Raw genomic sequence first — 14,648 nt, forward strand, 5'->3', positions numbered from 1 at the left:
TGCCGGCTAGGCAAACCCGACCGTGACCTGCTTGTGTCAATGGGAACCGAACATTTCTATGGATCGGGGAGAAATTATCATGCGAAGAATTCTCGCAGTCGTCGCTCTGCTGCTCACCTCGCTGCTCGGCTTACCGGCCACCGGTGGCGCCGAGGTCGCCGCCGAACCGCTGGGCAGCGGCGCCGTCCTGTTCAACCCGCTCGGCCCGGCCGGGCACTGCACCGCCGCGTTCGCCGCCGTCGACGCGCGCGGCCTTGGCCACCTGGTCACCGAGGCGTCCTGCGCGAACCTGACCTCGGCCGACCTCTACACCACCGACTCCAGCGGAAAGAACGTCCTGGTCGGCAGCGTCGTGTCGGCCGGCGCAACCTACGCGGTGGTGCGGGTCAGGAACACCGCCGCGTGGGAGCTGGTGCCGTGGATCGACACCGGCACCGGGCGTGTGGTCCTCACCGGTTCCCGGGAGACCCCGGCCGGCGGCACCGTGTGCCTGGTCGACCGGCCGGCCGCGATGTCCTGCGGCCGGGTCCTGCTCAGGGACGACCCCGACGGCCCGGCACCGGGACTGACCAGGACCGACCTGTGCGCCTCGCCCGAGTCGGTCGCCTTCATCACCGCCGACCAGGCCCAGGGCGTGCCGGTCAGCGCGTCCAGTTGGTGCACCACGATCGCCGGCACCAGCTGGTTCGCGCCGGTCAACCCGATCCTGGAGCACGAGCAGCTGAGCCTGCTCACCGGCTGACCGAGGCCGCCTCCACCCGCATCGCCTTGTGCGCCAACGCGTCACACAGCGCCAGCCAGCTGGCCTCGACGATGTTGCCGTGCACACCGACCGTGGTCCACTCGTGCTCGCGGTCGGTGGACTCCACCAGCACCCTGGTCACCGCGTCGGTCCCCGGCCGGTCGGCCAGGATGCGCACCTTGTAGTCGGACAACCGGACGTCGGCCAGCCACGGCAGGTACGGGCTCAACGCCTGCCGCAGCGCGGCGTCCAGCGCGTGCACCGGCCCGTTGCCCTCCGCGGTGGCGATCACCCTGGTTCCGGCGACGTGCACCTTGACCGTCGCCTCGGAGACGATCACGCCGTCGAGGCGATGGTCGAGGATCACCCGGTAGGACTCGAGCGTGAACGGCGGACTGTCTACAGAGGACTCTTCGAGTTCCCTGCGCAGCAACAGTTCCAGCGAGGCGTCGGCCGCCTCGAAGGACCAGCCACGCGACTCGAGCTCCTTGACCCGCCGCACCGCACTGGTCAACACCGCCGGCTGGCCGGCCAGGTCCACCCCGAGCTCACGTCCTTTGAGCTCCAGGCTGGCTTGGCCGGCCATCTCGGTGACCAGCACCCGCATGTCGTTGCCGACCACCTCAGGGTCGATGTGGTTGTACAGCAACGGATCCACCTTGATCGCGCTCGCGTGCAGCCCCGCCTTGTGAGCGAAGGCCGACGCCCCGACATAGGCCTGGTGGGTGTCAGGGGCGAGGTTGGCGATCTCGGCCAGGGCATGCGAGACCCTGGACAGCTCCGGCACGCTCGCGGTGGGTATCACCGGCATGCCGAGCTTGGTGACGAGGTTGCCGACGACCGCGAACAGGTCCGCGTTGCCGGCGCGCTCGCCGTAACCGTTGGCGGTGCACTGGACGTGGGTGGCACCGGCCTGCACGGCGGCCACCGAGTTGGCCACCGCGCACCCGGTGTCGTCCTGGCAGTGGATGCCGACCCGGTAGCCGGTGCGCGCGACGACCTCGCCGACCGTGTCGGCCAGCGCCAGCGGCAACTGGCCGCCGTTGGTGTCGCACAGCACCGCCACGTCCGCACCCGACTCCATGGCCGCGGCCAGCACCCGCAGCGCGCAGTCCGGGTCGTGGGCGAAGCCGTCGAAGAAGTGCTCGGCGTCCAGGAACACCCGCCGCCCCCGCTCCACCAGGAACGACACCGTGTCGCGGACCATCGCGCACGCCTCGGCGACGTCGGTCCGCAGCGCCCGCTCGATGTGCCGCACGTCGGACTTCGCGACCAGCGTGACCACCGGCGCCTGGGACGCCAGCAGCGCCGCGACCTGCTGGTCCTCGGTGACCTTCGTCCCCGGCCGGCGGGTGGCGCCGAACGCGACCAGCGCCGCGTGGCGCAGCGTCAGCTCACCGGCGGCGGCCCGGGCGAAGAACTCGGTGTCGGTCGGCAGCGCCCCCGGCCAGCCGCCCTCGATGAACCCGACACCGACCTCGTCGAGCAACCGCGCGACGGCGAACTTGTCGGCCAGCGAGTAGGTGATGCCCTCCCGCTGCGCCCCGTCCCGCAAGGTCGTGTCGAACACGTGGAACGAGTCGCCGAGCGGGGTCTCGGCGGGAGCCGTGCGAGTCACGACAGATCCTTCCTGGGCTGGCAAACGGTTGGCAGGGCACAAAAAAACCCCTCGCGTGCAGCGAGAGGTCAGCGCACCGGGTGTGTAGCGTCGCTACCCGGTGCGCTCGGCGATAATGAGCAGAACTGCGGTGGTCACGGCACGCATACTGCCACACCGCTCCCCGGCCGTACCAGCCCCCGGTCGCCCGGTCCCACCATTCGGGACGTACCCGCACGAAAAAAGACCGCGAGCACCGGGCCAACAGGGCCACGGTGCTCGCGGACGGTCCTTGCTCCGGCTACCGGCTACAGCTCCACACCGGACGTCGGGTTGTTCGACGACACCAGCGCCGCCAGGCGGTCACCGATGGCGAACGTGCTGCCCGGCGACGGGTGGTCACGGGTGGCCAGGTCGAAGGCCACCGAGGCCTCGATCCGCCGCGCGGCCTCGTGCTCGCCGAGGTGGTCGAGCAGCAGCGCCACCGACAGCACCGCGGCCGTCGGGTCCGCCACACCCTGCCCGGCGATGTCCGGCGCACTGCCGTGCACCGGCTCGAACATCGACGGGTTGCGCCGGGTGATGTCGATGTTGCCGCTGGCCGCCAGGCCGATACCGCCGGTCACCGCCGCCACCAGATCGGTGAGGATGTCCCCGAACAGGTTGTCGGTGACGATCACGTCGAACCGGCCGGGGTCGGTCACCATGTGGATCGTGGCCGCGTCGATGTGCTGGTAGGCCACCGTCACGTCCGGGTGCTGCAACGACACCTCCTCCACCACGCGCGACCACAACGAGCCGGCGTGGGTGAGCACGTTGGTCTTGTGCACCAACGTGAGGTGCTTGCGCGGCCGGGTCACCGCCCGCGCGAACGCGTCCCGCACGACCCGCTCGACACCGTAGGAGGTGTTGACGCTCACCTCGGTCGCGATCTCGTGCGGGGTGTCCTTGCGCAGCAGGCCACCGTTGCCCGCGTACAGGCCCTCGGTGCCCTCCCGGATCACCAGCAGGTCGATCTCCCCCGGGTTGGCCAGCGGACTGGCCACCCCCGGGTAGAGCCGCGCCGGGCGCAGGTTGACGTGGTGGTCGAGCTCGAACCGCAGCCGCAGCAGCAGTCCGCGCTCCAGGATGCCGCTCGGCACCGAAGGGTCGCCGACAGCGCCGAGCAGGATCGCGTCGTGCTGGCGCAGCTCGCCGAGGACCGACTCGGGCAGCAGCTCCCCGGTCGAGTGCCACCGCGTGGCCCCGAGGTCGTACTTCGTCACCTCGACGTCGGGCACCACCTCATTGAGCACCTTGAGCGCCTCGGCGATCACTTCGGGCCCGATCCCGTCACCGGGGATCACCGCGAGCCGCATGCACACACCTCCCGGAACAACGGGCTTAGTTGGTCACGCGAAGGTTACCCGGATGGTGGCCGAACACCGCTGCTGGCCACCCGACTAGGTGGTGTCGGCCGCCAGAAGTCACCCGAAATCAACCGCACGGATGAACGTGGCGCGCACAGCCGTGCCGATCGACTCCAACACCGACTGGTCCACCGACCGGTCCGCCCGCAGCAGCATCAGCGCGTCCGAGCCGTCGGCGACCTGGCTGATCTGGGCCGCCTCGACGTTGATCCCGGCGCCGCCGAGCAGCGTGCCGACGGTGCCCATGACGCCCGGCCGGTCGGCGTACTCCAGCAGTAACAGGACGCCCTCCGCGCGCAGGTCGAACCCGCGCCGGTTCACCTCGACGATCTTCTCGACCTGGTTGAGGCCGGTCAGGGTGCCCGAGACGCTCAGGATCGTGCCGTTGGGGTAGCCCGCGCGCAGCGTCACCAGACTGCGGTAGTTCGCGCTCTCCGACTCCTTCTCCAGCTTCACGTCGACGCCGAGCTCCTCGGCCAGACGCGGCGCGTTGACGAAGGTCACCGGGTCGGCGACGACACCGGTGAACACCCCGCGCATCGCGGCCAGCGGCAGCACCTGAACGTCCTCATTGGACAGCTCGCCGCGCACCTCGACGTTGATCGAGGTCGGCGGGGTGGAACTGAGAGCCGAGAGCACGGCGCCGAGCTTCTGGGTCAGCGGCAGGTAGGGCCGGACCTCCTCGCCGACCGCGCCACCGGCCACGTTCACCGCGTCCGGCACGAAGTCGCCGCGCAGCGCCGAGAGCACCGACCGGGCCACGTCGGTGCCGGCCCGGTCCTGCGCCTCGGACGTCGAGGCGCCCAGGTGCGGCGTGACGACCACGTTCGGCAGCTCGAACAGCGGGCTGGCGGTGGTCGGCTCGGTGACGAACACGTCGACCCCGGCCCCGCCGACCCGGCCCTCGCGCAGCGCCTCGGCCAGCGCGTCCTCGTCGATCAGGCCGCCACGGGCGGCGTTGACGATCAGCACGCCCGGCTTGACCCTGGCCAGCTGCTCGGTGCCGATGAGGCCCTTGGTCTCGGGGGTCTTGGGCAGGTGGATGGAGATGATGTCGGCCCGGCTGAGCAGTTCGTCCAGCTCCACGAGCTCGATGCCCAGCTGCGCGGCGCGCGCGGCGGACACGTAGGGGTCGTAGGCGATCAGCTCGGTGCCGAACGCGGCGAGCCGCTGGGCGAAGAGCTGACCGATCTTGCCCAGGCCGACCACACCGACGGTCTTGCCCTGGATCTCCACGCCGGAGAAGGAACTGCGCTTCCACTCGCCGCCGCGCAGGCTCGCGTCCGCGGCCGGGATGCGGCGGGCCAGCGACAGCAGCAGGGCCACCGCGTGCTCGGCGGCGGAGACGATGTTGGACGTCGGGGCGTTGACCACCAGCACGCCGCGCGCGGTGGCGGCCGGCACCTCCACGTTGTCCAGGCCGACCCCGGCACGGGCGACGACCTTGAGACGGTTGGTGGCGGCGAACACCTCGGCGTCGACCTTGGTGGCCGAGCGGACGAGCAGCGCGTCGGCGTCGGCGACAGCGGCGAGCAGGGCGGCGCGGTCGGTGCCGTCGACGTGGCGTACCTCGACCTCGTCACCGAACACGGAGACCGTCGACGGGGCGAGCTTCTCGGCGATCAGGACAACGGGACGGGTTGACTGGGTCACGGCGCGAACTCCATGGAATTGCCGGTTGTTGGGGGCGCGGTTACAGCGCTGTAACTCCACCGGCGACGAGTCTAGGAGGTCAGCTGAACCGGTACACCATGTGGTGAGCGAACCGACAGCGGGCCGGTGGGAGGGTCGTGCGAACTACCAGGGCTCGTCGAACTCCCCGGCCTTGGCGCCCTCGACGAAGGCGTCCCATTCGGACTCGGTGAACACCAGAACCGTGTCGTCGGGACCGGTGTGCTTGGAGTTGCGCATCGCGATGTAGGTCTTGCCGTCGGTGTGCGGCACGAACGCGATCTCGACGTACTCGCCGTCGGGGTCGGCGTCCGGCTCGGCGGCGCGCTGCCAGTCCGCGTCGGTCAGGTCGAGCTTGCCGCGCACGTGCGCCTTGTCGTCGTAGATGGGCGCGCTGGCCCGAGTGCCCTCATCACTCACAGCATCACTCACAGCGACAAACCTACTCCCCGGCGTCGGACACGACGACACGGCGTGCCTGACGCCGGGGACACAACAGGTCAGACCCTCGGGTCAGGCCGTTTCGGTGATCGGCCGGTCGACCCAGGACATCAGCCCGCGCAGCTTGCGGCCGACCTCCTCGATCGGGTGCTGCTCGCCGGCCTCCACCAGCTTGGTGAAGTTCGGCCGGCCGGCGTCGTCCTCGGCCACCCACTCCTTGGCGAAGTCGCCGTTCTGGATCTCGGCGAGGATCTTGCCCATCTCCGCGCGCACCGACTCGTTGACCACGCGCGGGCCCCGGGTCACGTCGCCGAACTCGGCGGTGTCGGAGATCGAGTACCGCATCCGCGCGATCCCGCCCTCGTACATGAGGTCCACGATCAGCTTCAGCTCGTGCAGGCACTCGAAGTAGGCCACCTCGGGCGCGTAGCCGGCGTTGACCAGGGTCTCGAAACCGGCCTGGACGAGCGCGGTGGTGCCACCGCAGAGCACGACCTGCTCACCGAACAGGTCGGTCTCGGTCTCCTCCTTGAAGGTGGTCTTGATGACCCCGGCGCGGGAGCCGCCGATGCCCTTGGCGTAGGACAGCGCGAGCGCCTGCGCCGAGCCGGTGGCGTCCTGCTCGATCGCGATCAGGCAGGGCACGCCCTTGCCATCGACGAACTGCCGGCGGACCAGGTGACCAGGGCCCTTCGGCGCGACCATCGCGACGTCCACGTTGGACGGCGGGGTGATCAGGCCGTAGCGGATGTTGAAGCCGTGCCCGAAGAACAACGCGTCACCGTCGTTGAGGTTGGGCGCGATGTCCTCGGAGTAGATCGTGCGCTGCATGGTGTCCGGCGCCAGGATCATGATCACGTCGGCCCACGCGGAGACCTCCGCCGGCGTGCCGACGGTCAGGCCCTCGTCCTGCGCCTTGGGCCGCGACTTCGACGTCTCGGGCAGTCCGATCCGAACGTCCACACCGGAGTCACGCAACGACAGCGCGTGCGCGTGCCCCTGGCTGCCGTAGCCGATCACCGCGACCTTGCGCCCCTGGATGACCGAGAGGTCCGCGTCATCGTCATAGAAGATCTCGACTGCCATAACTGGTGAGTACTTCCTTCCTTGTTCTACACGCTCTACCTGACGCCGGTGGCCGTGATGGACCGGGGCCCGCGGCCGATGGCCACCATGCCGGACTGCACCATCTCGCGCACTCCGTAGGGCTCCAGCATCCGCAGCAGTGCCTCCAGCTTGTCCGCGGTGCCGGTGGCCTCCACGGTCAGGGCCTCCGGCGACACGTCGACCACCTTGGCGCGGAACAGCTGCACGGTCTCCAGGACCTGGGTCCGCACGGTCGCGTCGGCCCGGACCTTCACCAGCAGCAGTTCCCGCTGGACCGAGACTCCCGGATCCAGCTCCACGATCTTGATGACGTTCACGAGCTTGTTGAGCTGCTTGGTCACCTGTTCGAGCGGTAGCTCGTCGACCGCGACCACGATCGTCATCCTGGACACGTCGGCGTGTTCGGTGGCGCCGACGGCGAGGGACTCGATGTTGAAACCCCGGCGGGAGAACAGCCCGGCCACACGGGCCAGGACACCGGGCTTGTTCTCGACCAGAACCGAGAGTGTGTGGGTGCTCATCGTGTGTCAGTCCTCGTCGAACAGCGGGCGGATGCCACGCGCGGCCATGATCTCGTCGTTGCCGGTGCCGGACGCGACCATCGGCCACACCTGGGCGTCCTTGCCCACCACGAAGTCGATCACGACCGGCCGGTCGTTGATCTCCATCGCCCGATTGATCACCCGGTCGACGTCCTCTTTGGACTCACAGCGTAGCCCGGCGCAGCCAAGCGCCTCCGCCAGCAGGGTGAAGTCGGGGATGCGGTGCTTGTGGGTACCGAGGTCGGTCTGCGAGTAGCGCTCGGAGTAGAAGAGGTTCTGCCACTGCCGGACCATGCCGAGGTTGCCGTTGTTGATCACCGCGACCTTGATCGGCGCGCCCTCGATGGCACAGGTCGCCAGCTCCTGGTTGGTCATCTGGAAGCAGCCGTCGCCGTCGATGGCCCACACCACCCGGTCCGGGTGGCCGAACTTGGCGCCCATCGCGGCCGGCACGGCGAAGCCCATCGTGCCGAGGCCGCCGGAGTTGATCCAGGTCGCCGGCCGCTCGTAGGAGATGAACTGCGCCGCCCACATCTGGTGCTGGCCCACCCCGGCGGTGTAGATCGCCTCCGGGCCGGCGATCCTGCCGATCCGCTCGATCACGTACTGCGGGGACAGCGCGCCGTCGCCCGGCCACTCGTAGCCCAGCGGGAACCGCTCGCGGATGTCGTCGAGCTGGGACCACCACGGGGTCAGGTCGGCCTGCTGGTGACCGGAGCCGTACTCGGCGCGCACGGCGGCGGTCAGCTCGTTGATGATCTCCTTGCAGTCACCGACGATCGGCACGTCCGCGCGGCGGTTCTTGGAGATCTCCGCCGGGTCGATGTCGGCGTGCACGATCTGCGCGTCCGGCGCGAAGGACGACAGCTGGCCGGTGACCCGGTCGTCGAAGCGGGCACCCAGCGCGATCAGCAGGTCGGCCTTCTGCATGGCGGCGACAGCGGCCACCGAGCCGTGCATGCCCGGCATGCCGAGGTGCTGGCGGTGGGAGTCGGGGAAGGCGCCCCTGGCCATCAGCGTGGTGACCACCGGGATCCCGGTCAGCTCCGCCAGCTCACGCAGCTCGTCGGACGCCTCGGCCTTGAGAACCCCGCCGCCGACGTAGAACACCGGCCGCCGCGCGCCGGCGATCAGCTTCGCCGCCTCGCGCACCTGCTTGCCGTGCGGGCGGGTCGTCGGCTTGTACCCGGGCAGACGCATCTCCGGCGGCCAGGAGAACGCGGTGCTCTCCTGGAGCACGTCCTTGGGGATGTCGACCAGCACCGGCCCCGGCCGGCCGGTCGCGGCGAGGTGGAAGGCCTCGGCGATCGTCCTCGGGATGTCGGCCGGGTCGGTGACCAGGAAGTTGTGCTTGGTGATCGGCAGGGTGATGCCGCAGATGTCGGCTTCCTGGAAGGCGTCGGTGCCGATCAGCTGCCGGGTCTGCTGGCCGGTGATCGCGACCACCGGCACGGAGTCCATGTTGGCGTCGGCCAGCGGCGTGACCAGGTTCGTCGCGCCCGGCCCGGAGGTCGCCATGCAGACGCCGACCTTGCCGGTGGCCTGCGCGTAGCCGGTGGCGGCGTGGCCGGCGCCCTGCTCGTGGCGGACCAGGACGTGGCGGACCTTGGTCGAGTCGAGCAGCGGGTCGTAGGCCGGCAGGATCGTGCCGCCCGGAATACCGAACACGACCTCGACGCCTACCGCCTCGAGCGACCGGACGAGCGACTGGGCGCCGGTGACCCGAACGGGAGTCCCCGTCGGCGGCGCGGGCTTTGGTCTGGCCCCCGGCCGCACCGGGCCCGGGGTCGCTGCGACGGGGTGGGGTCGCTGTGTCGCACTGGTCATCGGCTTCAGCCTCTGGTGTGTCGATGTTGTCTGGCGGTTTGTCGCAGACTCGCTGCTCAGGCTCTCACGCATGAAAAAACCCCCGCCGACCGATCAGGTCGTACGAGGGTCGCGCGTTCGACGCAGCCTGGGCTTCCTCAGCGTCGAACGCGCTGGGGAAGTACGAGACCGGTCTGCTGGGGCACGCCGGGAACGCTAGTGCTTTCGCAGTAGACCGTCAACCCTGTGGGAACGTGATCCCATCAGATGGGCAGTGGCAAGATGGGTGAGGTGACCCCGACCCAGCAGCAGACCCCGTCCCGCCTCGTGTTTCGCACACCGGCGACCGCGGTGCTCGGTGCGCTGCTGTTCATCGTGACCGCGACGCCGTTCGCGGCCGCCTCCCCGTGGCTGCTGCTGACCTATCTGCTGCCGGTCGTGGCCATCGTCGCGGTGCTGCGGCTGCGCACCACCGCGACGGCCGACGGGCTGGTGGCGCGGACGATGTTCGCCCGCCACGACCTGCCCTGGTCCGACATCCGCGCACTGCGCGTGTCGGAGCGGTCGTGGGTGCGCGCGGTGCTGGCGAGCGGGAAGGAGCAGCCGCTGCCGTCGGTACGGACCCGGCACCTGCCCGCGCTCGCCATGATCAGCGGAGGCCGGCTGGACGACCCCAGCGAGCCCCCCGCCGCCTCGGACGAGCCCCAGGAGCCAGCCGACGAGCCACCGGCCGAGAAGGCCGTTTCCGCAGACGAGACCTGACTTGGAGGAGCCGTGCCAGAGCTCCGTTCCCGCATCACCACCCACGGCCGCAACGCCGCCGGCGCCCGGGCGCTGTGGCGCGCCACCGGCATGACCGACGGCGACTTCGGCAAGCCGATCGTGGCGATCGCCAACTCCTACACCCAGTTCGTGCCCGGTCACGTGCACCTGCGTGACCTCGGTGACATCGTGGCCGAGGCGGTCAAGGAGGCCGGCGGCACCGCGCGCGAGTTCCACACCATCGCCGTGGACGACGGCATCGCCATGGGCCACGGCGGGATGCTGTACTCGCTGCCCTCGCGCGAGATCATCGCCGACAGCGTGGAGTACATGGTCAACGGGCACGCCGCGGACGCCCTGGTGTGCATCTCCAACTGCGACAAGATCACCCCGGGCATGCTCAACGCCGCGATGCGGCTCAACATCCCGACGGTGTTCGTCTCCGGCGGCCCGATGGAGGCCGGCAAGGCGGTGGTGGTCGACGGGGTGACGCACCCGTCGTCGGACCTGATCACCGCGATCGCCGCGTCCGCCAACGACAAGGTCGACGAGCTCGGCCTGTCGGCCGTGGAGCGGTCGGCCTGCCCGACCTGCGGTTCGTGCTCCGGCATGTTCACCGCGAACTCGATGAACTGCCTGACCGAGGCGCTGGGCCTCGCGCTGCCCGGCAACGGTTCGACGCTGGCCACCCACGCCGCCCGCCGCGACCTGTTCGCCAGGGCCGGCACGACCGTGATGGAGCTGGCCAGGCGGTACTACGGCGAGGACGACCACGCGGTGCTGCCGCGCTCGATCGCCACCCGCGACGCGTTCGTCAACGCGATGGCGCTGGACATGGCGATGGGCGGCTCGACGAACACGGTGCTGCACATCCTGGCGGCGGCCCGCGAGGGCGAGGTCGACTTCTCGCTGGCCGACATCGACGCCATCAGCCGGCGAGTGCCGTGCCTGTCGAAGGTGTCGCCGAACTCCGACTACCACATGGAGGACGTGCACCGCGCCGGCGGCATCCCGGCGATCCTCGGTGAGCTGTGGCGGGCGGGGCTGCTGGCCGAGGACGTGCACAGCGTGCACAGCCCGTCGCTGGGGACATGGCTCTCGGAATGGGACGTGCGCGCCGCGTCGCCGTCCCCGGAGGCCGTCGAGCTGTTCCACGCCGCCCCCGGCGGGGTGCGCACGACGAAGGCGTTCTCCACCGACAACCGCTGGTCGTCGCTGGACACCGACGCGGCCGGCGGCTGCATCCGGGACGCGGCGCACGCGTACACGGCCGAGGGCGGTCTGGCCGTGCTGCGCGGCAACCTGGCCGAGAACGGCGCGGTGATCAAGGCGGCGGGGATCGACGAGGAGCTGTTCCGGTTCGAGGGCCCCGCGCGGGTGGTGGAGAGCCAGGAGCAGGCGGTGTCGGCGATCCTGGGCAAGGAGATCCAGCCCGGCGAGGTGCTGGTCGTGCGCTACGAGGGGCCGGCCGGCGGCCCCGGCATGCAGGAGATGCTGCACCCCACGGCGTTCCTCAAGGGCGCGGGCCTCGGCAAGAAGTGCGCGCTGATCACCGACGGCCGCTTCTCCGGCGGCACGTCGGGCCTGTCGATCGGCCACATCTCCCCCGAGGCGGCCGGCGGCGGCACCATCGGCCTGGTCGAGAACGGCGACCGCATCCTCATCGACGTCCACGAGCGCCGCCTGGAACTCCTGGTGGCCCCCGAGGTCCTCGCCGACCGCCGCGCGAAGATGGAGTCCAGCGAGCGACCGTGGCAGCCGCGCGACCGTCAACGCCCGGTGACCGCGGCACTGCGCGCCTACGCCCGACTGGCCACCGACGCGTCCCAGGGCGCGGTCCGCGACCCCAACCTCTGACCGCCGGTCAGCCCACCAGGTCGCCGATCACCGCCTCGGCCTTCGTGTCCGACCCCGCCGGCAGTTCCGCCCCCGCCGGCCCGACCTCGACCGTGAGTTCCACCACTCCGTCGCCGGCCGCCACGGCGTGGTCGATGCCCCCGTCGCGGGTCTCGACCACCGCACGCCGGCCGGCGACGGTGGTCACCTCACCGTCCCCCACCACCCCTTTCCGCACGGCGAAGGTCACCACGAGCACCCGCTCACGCCCGACGAAGTGACACCCCTCACCTGCCACCGCCACCGGCCGCAACGCGTCCCCGAACCGCTCCCGAACGGAGTCGGCGGCCATCGCACACATGACCTGCGGGTCGTCGGTCCCCGTCAGCTCGTCGGGCACCGGCACGTCCCTGGCCGGTTCGCACCGCCGGGCGTCGTTGTCGTCGGCCAGGTAGGCGCAGTACCCCAGGTAGGGGCCGTCGGGCTCGTCCGGGCCGTAGAGCAGGGGCCGCTGGGGTTCCCCGCGTGGCGCCGGCTGCCCGAGCAGCCCGATGGCCCCCTCGGCCAGCCGCGTCGAGTAGGCGCAGTCCACCGAGAACACCGTCACCGGATAGTCCTGGGTCTGGGCGTACGGGGAGTCGAAGGGCCGTTGCCGCCAGCGGATCCCGCAGTTGTCGTCGTCCTCGTAGATCGCGACGTCCGTGCCGCCGACGGTCGCCGCACGAGCCCGCCCGGCCGGCGTGGGTTCGACGAACGAGAGCAACGCCTCCTGCTCGGGCGCAACACCGAGATACTGGCAGGCGCCCAGCTCCGTCCCCAGGAACAGCCGGTCCGGTTCCGGCTCGAGCACCGCGTCGAGAACCGTGCACGGATCCCACCGGGGCCGGCCCCGGGCCGCGGCCGGATCGGCCAGCACCGCCGAGGCCCGGGCCGCCACCTCGGTCACCGCCTGGCACGAGCCGCCCGCCGAGAACGCGACGGCCACCGTGAAACTGACCGGCAGGTGGACGACACACCGATCGTCGACGTAGGCCTTCACCCCACCCACGACCCGCGCCGCCATCGACACCCGCTCCTCGTGCCCCAACGGGACGACGGCCACCCGCACCGGGCCCGCCGTGCAGGAGAACGGTTCGCTGGCCACAGGTTCGTCGTTGGTCACGTCGGGTGCGTCGAGCACCGCGCACAGGTCCACCTCGCGCAACGCGGCCAGCACGGCCTCCCGGTCCCGGTCCTTCGGCCGCGCCTGCCCCCCGGGCGGCGTCGGCGACGAGGTCGCGGGCCGCTCCTGCTCCCCCGTCGGCGCGCCGACGCATCCGCCGACCACCAGCACGACGAGCACGACGACGATCCGGGCGATCATGACCCGTACTTCCGCAGGAAGGTCTGGATCTCGTCATCGTCCTGGAAGTTGGCCAGTTGCCCCGCGACCATCCGGTTCAGCTGGTCCATCTCGTCCTTGGCGTCGGTGAGGATCGTGGCCTGGGTGTGCATGTACGACTCGACCAGATCTCGCCACCAGTAGCCACCGACCGAGTCCTCTCCCCGGTTGAGCAGATCACCCGCCACCTCGGTGAACAGTGACGACCACATCGAGGTGACCGCCGTCATCGCGACGAAGCCGGCACCCGTCGCCAACGCGACCGCCCCGGCCGCGATCCCGGCGAACAGGGCCGCGTTGACGTCGACGGAGAACCCGCCTTCGGGTTTCGCGGCGAACTTCTCCTCGAACGCCGCCACCAGACCGGCGGCTGCCTCGTCGAGGCTGTCCCGCGCCCCTTTGACGATCACGGCGTACTTGGGAATCGCGCCGTAGAGCACCTCGGCGATCTTGTTCGCCTGCCCGGTGACGGTCTGCAGCCGCAGCAGGAACATGAACGCGGCGTCGGCCGCCTCCCCGGTCCACCCGATGCTGGGAAACAGGTCGACCAGCGACGGGATCCCCTCGTCGCCGATCCACCAGATGTTGCGCACGGCCGCGGCCTTGTCGCCCAGCGGACTGTCCGGTCGCTCGACCACCGGCGTGGCGACGGCCGCCATGCCGTGCAGGAACTGCCAGGGCTGGTAACCCTCGATCACCGACTCGAACGCCAGTTGGTCATCCGGCGCGATGGTCCCGGGCTGGTCGTTGATCGGGGCGACCGGTCCCGGTTCCTCCCGTTTTCCGCCGCCCGGGTGGAAAACGGTCCGGTCGTAGGAATGCTCCTCGGGGTGCAGCAACCACTCGACCCACGAGGTGAGCCGCTCGGCGTTGGGCCGCAACCGCGAGTCCTGTGCGATGCCGGCTGCCCCGAGCACACCGGTGTCGCGGGGAACGTCGCTCCTGTCCGGCGGGGCCATGGTCAGCTCCCTCCCGGGCCGGGATCGCGGAGTATGCCGTCGAACACCGCCGCGTGTTCGCCGTCCACCCGCCGGTAGGCCTCGCGCGATTCGTCGAGCGCGGTGGTCATCCGGGTGAACTGGGACTCGATGGCGACATGCAGCCGGTGCAGTTCACCGATCATCGACGCCAGGTTGGTGAGCACCGCTTCACTTGAGGCGGTGAAGTCGACGGGCGGGCCGGACGGGCCGAGGTCGGTCGGTGAGCCGAGCAGATCGCTCATGGGACTTTCCTGGGCCTTGGCCAGCTGTTCGACCAGGATGTGGTTGCGGGCGGCGATCTTCGCCGTCTCGTCTCGCAGGAGCTTGAGTTTCTCGGGTTGGACTGTGAAGTCTCTCATGGTGATCGTGCCCCC

13 protein-coding genes are annotated in these 14,648 nt (G+C 70.4%); 3 read left to right on the forward strand and 10 right to left on the reverse strand.

All coding sequences use genetic code 11. From position 1 onward, the window contains the following. Positions 1 to 79: 79 nt before the first annotated feature. Positions 80 to 742 (forward strand): S1 family peptidase, encoded by a 663-nt coding sequence (locus tag BLA60_RS22330; protein ID WP_084735186.1) that lies wholly within the window; start codon positions 80 to 82, stop codon positions 740 to 742. Here BLA60_RS22330 and cimA read toward each other — a convergent pair. The 7 genes from cimA to BLA60_RS22365 form a co-directional block, all read right to left on the reverse strand. Further along, complete coding sequence (cimA, locus tag BLA60_RS22335; RefSeq protein ID WP_075134906.1) at positions 732 to 2,360, reverse strand: citramalate synthase; 1,629 nt, start codon at positions 2,358 to 2,360, stop codon at positions 732 to 734. The two genes, BLA60_RS22330 and cimA, sit on opposite strands and share 11 nt — an antisense overlap. A 287-nt stretch (positions 2,361 to 2,647) precedes the next feature. Continuing rightward, positions 2,648 to 3,697, reverse strand: coding sequence for a 3-isopropylmalate dehydrogenase (locus BLA60_RS22340; protein WP_075134907.1), 1,050 nt, complete (start codon positions 3,695 to 3,697; stop codon positions 2,648 to 2,650). Positions 3,698 to 3,805: 108 nt separating this feature from the next. After that, on the reverse strand, positions 3,806 to 5,401 hold the full coding sequence (gene serA, locus BLA60_RS22345; protein WP_075134908.1) for a phosphoglycerate dehydrogenase: 1,596 nt from the start codon (positions 5,399 to 5,401) through the stop codon (positions 3,806 to 3,808). 144 nt (positions 5,402 to 5,545) lie between these two features. After that, positions 5,546 to 5,851: a DUF397 domain-containing protein gene (locus BLA60_RS22350; protein ID WP_245812091.1), complete on the reverse strand. Its 306-nt coding sequence runs from the start codon at positions 5,849 to 5,851 to the stop codon at positions 5,546 to 5,548. A gap of 81 nt (positions 5,852 to 5,932) precedes the next feature. Beyond that, positions 5,933 to 6,946, reverse strand: coding sequence for a ketol-acid reductoisomerase (gene ilvC, locus BLA60_RS22355; protein ID WP_075134910.1), 1,014 nt, complete (start codon positions 6,944 to 6,946; stop codon positions 5,933 to 5,935). Between the two features lie 35 nt (positions 6,947 to 6,981). Further along, a complete protein-coding gene (gene ilvN / locus BLA60_RS22360; protein ID WP_075134911.1) occupies positions 6,982 to 7,488 on the reverse strand; it encodes an acetolactate synthase small subunit in 507 nt (168 codons plus the stop codon). Between the two features lie 6 nt (positions 7,489 to 7,494). Next, positions 7,495 to 9,336 carry an acetolactate synthase large subunit gene (locus BLA60_RS22365; RefSeq protein ID WP_075134912.1) on the reverse strand — a complete coding sequence of 614 codons (1,842 nt, stop codon included), beginning with the start codon at positions 9,334 to 9,336 and terminating at the stop codon, positions 7,495 to 7,497. Positions 9,337 to 9,597: 261 nt separating this feature from the next. Here BLA60_RS22365 and BLA60_RS22370 point away from each other — a divergent pair, with 261 nt between their 5' ends. Both BLA60_RS22370 and ilvD read left to right on the forward strand, forming a co-directional pair. Continuing rightward, positions 9,598 to 10,077 carry a PH domain-containing protein gene (locus BLA60_RS22370; RefSeq protein ID WP_162292996.1) on the forward strand — a complete coding sequence of 160 codons (480 nt, stop codon included), beginning with the start codon at positions 9,598 to 9,600 and terminating at the stop codon, positions 10,075 to 10,077. Positions 10,078 to 10,089: 12 nt separating this feature from the next. After that, positions 10,090 to 11,934: a dihydroxy-acid dehydratase gene (gene ilvD / locus BLA60_RS22375; RefSeq protein ID WP_075134914.1), complete on the forward strand. Its 1,845-nt coding sequence runs from the start codon at positions 10,090 to 10,092 to the stop codon at positions 11,932 to 11,934. A gap of 7 nt (positions 11,935 to 11,941) precedes the next feature. Here ilvD and BLA60_RS22380 read toward each other — a convergent pair whose 3' ends face one another. The 3 genes from BLA60_RS22380 to BLA60_RS22390 are packed head-to-tail and all read right to left on the reverse strand — an operon-like array spanning position 11,942 to position 14,633. Further along, complete coding sequence (locus BLA60_RS22380) at positions 11,942 to 13,276, reverse strand: hypothetical protein (protein ID WP_075134915.1); 1,335 nt, start codon at positions 13,274 to 13,276, stop codon at positions 11,942 to 11,944. Beyond that, positions 13,273 to 14,253 carry a hypothetical protein gene (locus BLA60_RS22385; protein WP_075134916.1) on the reverse strand — a complete coding sequence of 327 codons (981 nt, stop codon included), beginning with the start codon at positions 14,251 to 14,253 and terminating at the stop codon, positions 13,273 to 13,275. Before BLA60_RS22385 ends, BLA60_RS22380 begins: the two co-directional genes overlap by 4 nt. A 2-nt stretch (positions 14,254 to 14,255) precedes the next feature. After that, the gene (locus tag BLA60_RS22390; protein ID WP_075134917.1) at positions 14,256 to 14,633 is read right to left on the reverse strand and encodes a hypothetical protein; all 378 of its coding nucleotides are present in this window, start codon (positions 14,631 to 14,633) and stop codon (positions 14,256 to 14,258) included. Positions 14,634 to 14,648 lie beyond the last annotated feature (15 nt).

The sequence above is a fragment of the Actinophytocola xinjiangensis genome (genome assembly GCF_001921215.1).
In the GTDB taxonomy this organism is placed as follows: Bacteria; Actinomycetota; Actinomycetes; order Mycobacteriales; family Pseudonocardiaceae; genus Actinophytocola; species Actinophytocola xinjiangensis.

What these genes read in the sequence shown, in the direction of transcription:
- BLA60_RS22330 (WP_084735186.1), top strand. Translation starts at nt 80, where the DNA reads ATGCGAAGAATTCTCGCAGTCGTCGCTCTGCTGCTCACCTCGCTGCTC.
- BLA60_RS22340 (WP_075134907.1), bottom strand. Translation starts at nt 3,697, where the DNA reads ATGCGGCTCGCGGTGATCCCCGGTGACGGGATCGGGCCCGAAGTGATC.
- ilvC (WP_075134910.1), bottom strand. Translation starts at nt 6,946, where the DNA reads ATGGCAGTCGAGATCTTCTATGACGATGACGCGGACCTCTCGGTCATC.
- ilvN (WP_075134911.1), bottom strand. Translation starts at nt 7,488, where the DNA reads ATGAGCACCCACACACTCTCGGTTCTGGTCGAGAACAAGCCCGGTGTC.
- BLA60_RS22365 (WP_075134912.1), bottom strand. Translation starts at nt 9,336, where the DNA reads ATGACCAGTGCGACACAGCGACCCCACCCCGTCGCAGCGACCCCGGGC.
- BLA60_RS22370 (WP_162292996.1), top strand. Translation starts at nt 9,598, where the DNA reads ATGGGTGAGGTGACCCCGACCCAGCAGCAGACCCCGTCCCGCCTCGTG.
- BLA60_RS22380 (WP_075134915.1), bottom strand. Translation starts at nt 13,276, where the DNA reads ATGATCGCCCGGATCGTCGTCGTGCTCGTCGTGCTGGTGGTCGGCGGA.
- BLA60_RS22385 (WP_075134916.1), bottom strand. Translation starts at nt 14,253, where the DNA reads ATGGCCCCGCCGGACAGGAGCGACGTTCCCCGCGACACCGGTGTGCTC.
- BLA60_RS22390 (WP_075134917.1), bottom strand. Translation starts at nt 14,633, where the DNA reads ATGAGAGACTTCACAGTCCAACCCGAGAAACTCAAGCTCCTGCGAGAC.